Source organism: uncultured Butyricimonas sp. (assembly GCF_959596855.1).
In the GTDB taxonomy this organism is placed as follows: Bacteria; Bacteroidota; Bacteroidia; order Bacteroidales; family Marinifilaceae; genus Butyricimonas; species Butyricimonas muris.
Genome location: NZ_CAUFYA010000083.1, coordinates 1 through 7,715, shown reverse-complemented (window position 1 = coordinate 7,715; position 7,715 = coordinate 1). Strand labels below are relative to the sequence as shown.

The 7,715-nt window shown below is 45.9% G+C and carries 11 protein-coding genes; all 11 read left to right on the top strand.

Going from position 1 to position 7,715, the window contains the following annotated elements; translation table 11 throughout:
* Positions 1–128, top strand: a 128-nt coding sequence (locus Q5866_RS20535; protein ID WP_368502072.1) for a TlpA family protein disulfide reductase, incomplete at its 5' end; no start/stop codon positions are given.
* A gap of 31 nt (positions 129–159) precedes the next feature.
* Positions 160–930 (top strand): hypothetical protein, encoded by a 771-nt coding sequence (locus Q5866_RS20530; RefSeq protein ID WP_303182229.1) that lies wholly within the window; start codon positions 160–162, stop codon positions 928–930.
* Positions 931–941: 11 nt separating this feature from the next.
* Positions 942–1,646 carry a hypothetical protein gene (locus Q5866_RS20525; protein WP_303182227.1) on the top strand — a complete coding sequence of 235 codons (705 nt, stop codon included), beginning with the start codon at positions 942–944 and terminating at the stop codon, positions 1,644–1,646.
* Between the two features lie 5 nt (positions 1,647–1,651).
* Complete coding sequence (locus tag Q5866_RS20520; RefSeq protein ID WP_303182225.1) at positions 1,652–2,311, top strand: hypothetical protein; 660 nt, start codon at positions 1,652–1,654, stop codon at positions 2,309–2,311.
* 12 nt (positions 2,312–2,323) lie between these two features.
* Positions 2,324–3,412 (top strand): TlpA disulfide reductase family protein, encoded by a 1,089-nt coding sequence (locus Q5866_RS20515; protein WP_303182224.1) that lies wholly within the window; start codon positions 2,324–2,326, stop codon positions 3,410–3,412.
* 175 nt (positions 3,413–3,587) lie between these two features.
* Complete coding sequence (locus Q5866_RS20510; protein WP_303182223.1) at positions 3,588–4,001, top strand: LytTR family DNA-binding domain-containing protein; 414 nt, start codon at positions 3,588–3,590, stop codon at positions 3,999–4,001.
* A gap of 129 nt (positions 4,002–4,130) precedes the next feature.
* Entirely contained in the window at positions 4,131–5,723 is a 1,593-nt protein-coding gene (locus Q5866_RS20505; protein ID WP_227217030.1) for an ATP-binding protein, read from the top strand.
* Between the two features lie 333 nt (positions 5,724–6,056).
* Positions 6,057–6,677 carry a DUF6266 family protein gene (locus Q5866_RS20500; protein ID WP_186974811.1) on the top strand — a complete coding sequence of 207 codons (621 nt, stop codon included), beginning with the start codon at positions 6,057–6,059 and terminating at the stop codon, positions 6,675–6,677.
* 72 nt (positions 6,678–6,749) lie between these two features.
* Positions 6,750–7,046 (top strand): MerR family transcriptional regulator, encoded by a 297-nt coding sequence (locus Q5866_RS20495; protein WP_141560910.1) that lies wholly within the window; start codon positions 6,750–6,752, stop codon positions 7,044–7,046.
* Entirely contained in the window at positions 7,031–7,405 is a 375-nt protein-coding gene (locus tag Q5866_RS20490; RefSeq protein WP_186974810.1) for a 3TM-type holin, read from the top strand. The genes Q5866_RS20495 and Q5866_RS20490 overlap by 16 nt, the downstream gene beginning before the upstream one ends.
* 24 nt (positions 7,406–7,429) lie before the next feature.
* A partial coding sequence (locus Q5866_RS20485; RefSeq protein WP_303182221.1) for an N-acetylmuramoyl-L-alanine amidase occupies positions 7,430–7,715 on the top strand: 286 nt, incomplete at its 3' end.

The window sequence follows — 7,715 nt, the reverse complement described above, 5'->3', positions numbered from 1 at the left end:
CCGCCCGTTACCTTGTCCGGGGCATTCCCCACACGGTATTGCTGGACGAGAATAATCGCATCATCGCCAAAAATCTCCGGGGAAAGGCTCTGGAAAAAAAGATAGCGGAGTTGTTGGGAGAGAAATAAGAAAACAAGACTAAATTTTAATGGAGGAAAAATGAAGCGATGTATATTGTATTTTTTGATTGCTTTTATCTGTTATAGTTGTTACGATGAAATAGATATGGCGACGTGCATCACGGGTAACGAGGAATTGAACGTGTTGAATTCAAGGGAAGATACTCTTTTGGGGAAATTCGTGTGTCGTAGTGGAGGATTTAGTAATTCGAAAATGCGGGAATTAAATCAAGGGGAAAAAAATACATTTAATATATGGGGTAGATTCGTGTTTAATAATGGGGGCGTGTTAACGTATTTATTGTATCGAGATGTTGATGCATTTATTGGTATTGCCGTGGATAAAAGATTAGGAAAAACAGGCGAGATGGAAAACAAGGATGCATATTATGAGCCAAATTTGTCTACGATTTTTTTTAAAGAACGTGGGGTAACTGAAATTGCGATACAACATGAATTTTTGCATTATGTCCAACACCATGTTTTTAATTACACGATGTCGGGTAATTACAAGCGTAGTATAGAATTCGAGGCCTACATGGCTATGGATATAATAAATGCAATCGAGAAGAAGGCATTCCCGGGAACTTTACACGTTTCTCTTCGGGAAGGCATGGAGGAATACCGTAACATGATAGCTTCTTTTGCGGAGGGCTCTTTCTGGAGCTTGGAAAGCATATTGCAAAAATTTAACGTGTGGATTAAAGATTGGCAAAGCGACGAACGAGAGGGGAGTATTCATCCTCAATCCTTAATTAATTGGTTGTATAGAGTGGCAACGCGACAGATAGATATAACTATGAATAATTAAACTTGTAAACTATGAAAACAATTCTATTATTAATTTTATTGTGCTTGACGTTAGGAGGACGAGCACAAAATTTGAAGATGGCGAAAGGGTCCGGTACGGAAAGGAAGGCTTGTTGGGATTCTTTAACTTATCGGCTTGAATACGGGAATGGAGTTTATCGTGTCAAAGATACCTGTGATGAGGTTTTGGCTTCAGATTATTCGTTAGCCGATAGTAAGTTTGATGAAAATAATGATGATGATTCTTGTCATATCGCTTACGAGCGTGCGAGAGAAGCTTGGAATATTGAATGTATAAAGGCTTTGCCGGGGGATATTTTGCAGAAGCTCGTGCAGCACGCGGAGCAATACCCGAACTTAAATTTTTGTATTGCTTTTTTTGAATTTGATAGGGAAGGAAAAATAATCTATGTTTCTTTGCAGATGTACGGTGTGTTATTTGAAAGTATGACGAAGGAGCAAATCGAGCGATTTTATCGGGTTATAAAAGAAATGAAAGTTTCTTTGACTGTTTTTTTCGATTTTCCCGAGGAAAAATCTTCCGCGAGTGTTTGGCTTGATTTCTTGACACCGATTCTAGAAGGTAAAGTGATTTTCCCGGGGGAGAGAAAAGTGCGGGGAAAAATGGAAAATACAGAAGCTTATGAAAGTTTATCGGCGGCGGATAAAGCAAAAGTGCATCAAGCCGAAGTAGGATGTCGTGTATTTAAAAATTAAAAGTAATGAAAAAATCAAAAGTTTATTTATGGTTGTTGTTTACAGTGATGTCGTTATCTGTGCAGGCTGAGCGAGTGGTGGAAATAAGTGAAAAAAGGTGGAGCCAAAAAGATAGTGCAGTGATGTTTGATCTGGCGAAAGACCAGTTTGTCGTATTGATATCCAGTGGATTATATCAGGATGGGGAGGAAAAGGAAGGTATATTTTACAGTCGGGAGTTTGCTTTGACCCCAAGTCTTGATACGATTTTTTACCAGAGGTATCGATTGGTGTCGCCGATTCTGTCGTCAGATCATGTTTCTTTTCTGCACGAGGAATCTGTTGCCCAAAAATTGGTTGTACCGAAAACCTTGCTGGAAAAAGTGAGGCCGATAGACATGAACGAGAAATTGGCGCAATTGAAAGAAGTAAACGAGGTGTTGCGTTTTATGCTTGACACGTTGGTTTACGGTGAGGATTTGAAGCGGGTGCGGGAGATTGCACCCGAGGGAATGTCGAAAATGGAGAAGATGAAATTAGTTTTGAGTGGTAAATTAGAACCCTATAAAAAGCGGGTATGGCTGATAGACCGTCGATATATCACGGCGGATTCGGTGCTGTTGCTTGAGGTGAAACCGACGTGGATGGATAGCGGTTTCGCGAGAAAAAAGAGAAATTTAAATTAAAAAATAGAGAAAATGACAAGAAAGATTTCATTGTTACTTGTTTTGGCGATAGGTACCACTATTGCTTGTGCAGCCCAAGAAGGCTATCAAATTAGCGGTAAAGTGAACGGTATCGCAGATGGAAAAATGTTACTGGTAAGCGAAGAAAGCGGTAAACCTGAAACACTGGCAACTACGATGATTAATAACGGGGTATTTACTTTCAAGGGCAAGATAAACCAGCCCGTGGCGGCTTATCTCACATTAGAGAACGGGGACGGGATGATCCCCTTGATTCTCGAGAACGCTAATTTTATGGTGAACGTGAGCAACACTGGGGCGTTGATTCAAGGCGGCAGGCAACAAGAGTTGTTGACCCGTTTCACCCGGATCAGCCAGTCTTTCATGGCGGAACAAGCGAAAGTGGCGGCAGAAGCTCAACAGCCCGGGGCGAACGTCCAAGCCTTGCAAGAAAGGGTGAACAAGGCGTACGAGGTATCAGTAAACGCCACTTTGGAGTTAATCAAGGCGAATCCTGACGAGTACGCCACGGCGCACGTGATCGCCCTCGGCATCAGCGGTGAAACGGAAGAGGGTTTGCGCTCGAAGTACAATCTTCTCGGTGAGGCTGCCCGTGCCACCGTTCCCGGCAAGCGAATCGCCGCTGCCCTCGAGCAGTACGAGAAACTAGCCGTTGGCGAGATGGCTCCTAACTTCACCACGGAGAAACCCGACGGGAACACCTTCTCGTTGCATGACCTTCCCGCCAAGTTGAAGTTGGTGTACTTCTGGGTTTCAACGAACCCTCTTTGTCGTCAGGACAACATCGACCTCGTGAAACTTTACCTGCAATACCGCCCGCTGGGTCTGGAAATCGTCAGTATCTCGCTTGACGAGAACCGTGGTGAGTGGCGCAACGCCATCGGTCTGGACGGGATGGTGTGGACGAACGGCTCGGATTTGCAAGGCTTCGCCTCCCCGAGCGCCCGTCTTTACATGGTACACGAACTCCCGGCGACATTCCTCGTTGACGCGGAGAACCGTATCGTGGAGAAAGGTCTCCGCGGGGATGCCCTTCGTGACACGGTGGCAAAATTGTTGAAAAAGAGCAAGAAGAAGTAATCTTGTTTTTATAATATTGGTGCGTGCTAGGGGGGAGTCGAGAAAAATGGACTTCCCCCTTATTTTTGGTTTTGGGTTAACGAGGAAGATTGACCTAGTATCAAGTAGATGGAATAAAAGATAGTCGGGTGTACCCGCCGGTGCTTCTTTCCGAGGGCATAAAATCTATAAATTTATGGAAAAGAATGCACGAGGTGGATCGGCACCTGTAAGACCGGCCCGTAGAATCAATCGCGGGCTTTTTATATTGAATGGCGAGTGTCGCCAGAGATACCTTTATGTCGACATCCTTTTGGTGGAGGCATCGAGGAGTTATTGTCATGTTTATTTGAAAGACGGTACCCGGCTCACGGTAACCAGTCCCTTGCTGGCGTTGGAGCGTAAATTACCGTGGCGTCTTTTCGCCCGGGTACACCAGAGCTATCTTGTAAACTTGCTTCATGTTGACGCTTTTTTCGGCACCTCGGTAGTCCGTGTCGGTGGGAAACTCATCCCCGTCAGCAAACCGAACCGGAAAGAGTTGTTAGAGGTATTCAATATTTTGGAGGACACCTCCAAGCGATCGGCTAAAGAAGAGGATAAAGAGTAATTTTTAATTATTAGTATAAACCCGCCCGGGGAATGAGTCCACTGGCGGGGAACCCCGGTCGTGGATTACAACCAAAGATTAAAATATTTGTACTATCTTTGTGATAACAACCTTAAAAGTAGTTTGGCTATGAAGTACCCGATAGGAATGCAGAGTTTTGACCAGATCATAGAGGACGGTTATGTCTACGTGGATAAAACTGCCTTGATTTACTCGTTAGTGAAAGAAGGAAAAATTTATTTCTTAAGTCGTCCCCGTCGTTTCGGTAAGAGCCTTTTGGTATCCACGTTGAAGAATTACTTTTTGGGGCGGAAAGAACTTTTCAAGGGATTGGCGATCGACAGGTTGGAGAAAGATTGGTTGGAGTACCCGGTATTTCATATCGATTTCAACGGTCGTGATTTTACCCGAGAGGGAACGTTAGAGCACGTGCTTGACGATTACGTTTCAAGATGGGAGGAAGATTGGCAAGTAGAGAAGGGGAAAAGCCCGGTAGTTGGTGATCGTTTTATTCGATTGCTGGAGCAAGTACATGAGCGCACAGGGTGTCGTGTCGTGGTATTGATAGATGAGTATGATAAGCCCATTTTGGACGTGCTAGACACGGGCTTGGAGACGGTGGTGGGGGCAAACCGGATGTTGCTAGAAGAGCGTAACCGTAACGTGCTGAAAGGTTTTTACTCGGTGTTCAAGGCGGCTGACGAGCACTTGCAATTCGTTTTCTTGACGGGGGTGACGAAATTTTCCCAAGTAAGCGTGTTCAGTGGCTTTAATCAGCCGAAAGATATTAGTATGGATAGTCGCTACGAGTCGCTTTGCGGGATCACGAGGGAGGAGATCGAGCGTTATTTCACGGGCTCTATCGCGGAGATGGCGGAAGAATTGCAGTTGACTCACGGGGAGGTGGAACAGCGATTGAAAAATCAGTATGACGGCTATCATTTTGGTACTCGATTAGTGGATATCTATAACCCATTTAGTCTGTTGAATGCTTTGGATTCGAAAGCGATTCGGGATTATTGGTTCCGGAGTGGAACACCGACTTATCTCATCCGTCTGTTGGAGCACGCCCGTGAGAATCTTGACGAGTTGACGGGTCGATATTATGATCCCCGGGAATTCGAGGATTACAAGGCAGACGTGGAGAAGCCGTTGCCGATGATCTACCAAAGTGGTTACCTGACAGTGAAGAAGTATGACAGTGAAGATGGAACCTATTTGCTTGATTTCCCAAACAACGAGGTGAAGGAGGGGTTCGTGAGTCTAGTGCTGGCGGATTACTTGAAACCGGGAATCGCTGCCGACTCGTGGATACGGACAGGTGTTCGTGCTTTGAAAAGAGGCGATACGGAACAATTCCGTCGTTTGCTAACCTCTTTTTTGAGTAGTATTCCTTACACGATGCGCCGCAAGGAGAACGAACGGGAACGGGAGCGTTATTTCCATTATACTTTCTATTTATTGTTGCGTTTGATTAGTGTTTACACGGTTTACACGGAAAAGCAACAGAGTGAAGGACGTGTGGATTGTGTTATCGAGACAAACGATTATATTTACATCTTTGAATTTAAACTGGATGGCACTGCGGATGCGGCCTTGCAGCAGATCGAGGAAAAGGGGTATGCCCTGCCTTACTTGGAGGATCACCGTCGACTTTATTGTGTAGGAGTTAGCTTCTCTTCCGAAACGGGGACCGTGGATGATTGGAAGGTGATAGAGTAAATATTCATTATAGGGAATCCCGTTGTAAATGGGGAAAAATCCCGTGGAGAAAAGGGAATATTGACGCTTTAAAGCCGGTACAAAGTCGGTGCAAAGCCGCTCACGGGCGTCTTTGTACCGGGAGTGAAGCGGGCGTGAAAGGGGATTGCGGTGTTAGTTGGAGGGTATTTCATGAGAATGTGTTATTTTATTCGTGTGGTGGTGGGCACGAGGTAATCAAAAGGGAAGAAGTTTCGTGACAAGGGGAAGAACGTTTCGTTCAAAGGGAAAATAGAGTTGTTGACGCTTGTATGGCGAGTTATTTTTGTATCGTTAAATGAAAAATAAACGAATATGGCAATAACGAACAGTACAATTCAAGGGAAAGTGGGAAACGCTATTTTTTATCGGGTTGGGCGGACGAGCCGGGTGAGAAGTATGCCCGCGGGGTATCTTGACGCGAACACTTCGCATCAGCAGGAAAATCGTTCTCGTCTGAGAGTGGCGACCCGTTTTTATCAATGTTTGGTGGAAACTGTCCTCCGGGATGCGTGGAAAGTGGCGGTGGGAGAATCGGGAGCGAACGGTTTCAATTTTTTTATGAAGGTGAACATGATGGTTTTCCGTCCGGATGGCAAGATTGGCGATTTCTCCCGCTTGCAATTGGCCGTGGGTATGATGCAAAAGGTGGATCATTTGTCGGCGATGGTCGGGGATGATGATTCCGTGACGTTGACGTGGGAGAATGGGCCTAACTTGCCCTCGGCACGGGTGGATGATAGTCTGGTGGTGGTCGTGCTGTACGGGAATCGTTCTTTCACGCCCGTGTTTGTTGAAATCAACGGAGCAACGAGAGGTGACGGGAAAGCAACATTCCGGCTGGAAAGGAAACGGGGTACGGCAGCACACGTGTATTGCTTTTTCCGGGAGAAAGAGGGGAAGGCGTATTCGACGAGCCAATACATTCGAATTTAAGATTTATGATTTATTGATTCAGTAATTTCTGATTTAGTGATTTACATTTTCAACTTTCAATTTTCAATTAACATGGCAAGAGTAGTTAACAAAAATGAAAAAGGGGGAGAAATGTCCCTATTGTTGCTGCGGCAACTGAAAGAGTACCGGCAGGAGGTTCGGTTGGCGATAGAAACGGCGGCGAACGTGTCGCACAGGTTGATGACCGCAGCGGAAGTTTGCAAGGCGATGGGTATCTCTGCTAATACTTTGCGCCGTTACGAGAAATTGTTTGCTATCCCCGTGCGGAGAATGGGAAACAAGAAGTTTTACTTCGAGGCAGAGGTAAAGAATAGTATTCTCGCGGGATTCAGGTGGTGGAAGGAGTAAAGGGTGTGGTCAGTGCGGTTGGCGAGGTGGTCGACCGCCTAACACTCCCGGCAAGGGAGAAGAAACAACTGGAAACGGATTTGATGCGTGTTTTCGTGGAGTGGGAACAACGGGTGATGGAAGCCCGGTCGGCAGTTCTGGTAGAGGAAGCCCGGGGTACGTGGTTGCAACGATCGTGGCGCCCGATGGTGATGTTAACGTTTGCGGTGATCGTGCTGGTGGGAACATTCGTGAGTTTGCCGATTCTTGATGACACTTCCCGATTCTGGGATTTGTTGGAGATCGGGTTAGGCGGCTACGTGGTGGGGAGAAGCGGGGAGAAAATCGTGCAAGCCTTCACGGGAAAAAAACGCTTCTAATTTTTGATTTTAGATTTACGATTTATGAGTTCATTTTCAATTTTCAATTCTCCATTTTCAATTGTCAACCACCGTTTGGTGGGAGACGGGGTGAGTCATCTGGTGTGCGCCAAAAACACGCGTAAACTTGTAGGGCCGGATATGATTGTATTGCATTACACGGCTGTGGCGGGTAGCGAGGCTGCCGCAATCTATCTGACAAGGCCTGACGTGAACGCTTCGGCACATCTGGTGATCGGGCGGGAGGGTAAGATTATTCAACTGGTGCCGTTTGACACGGAAGCGTGGCATGCCGGACGGAGTTGGTACG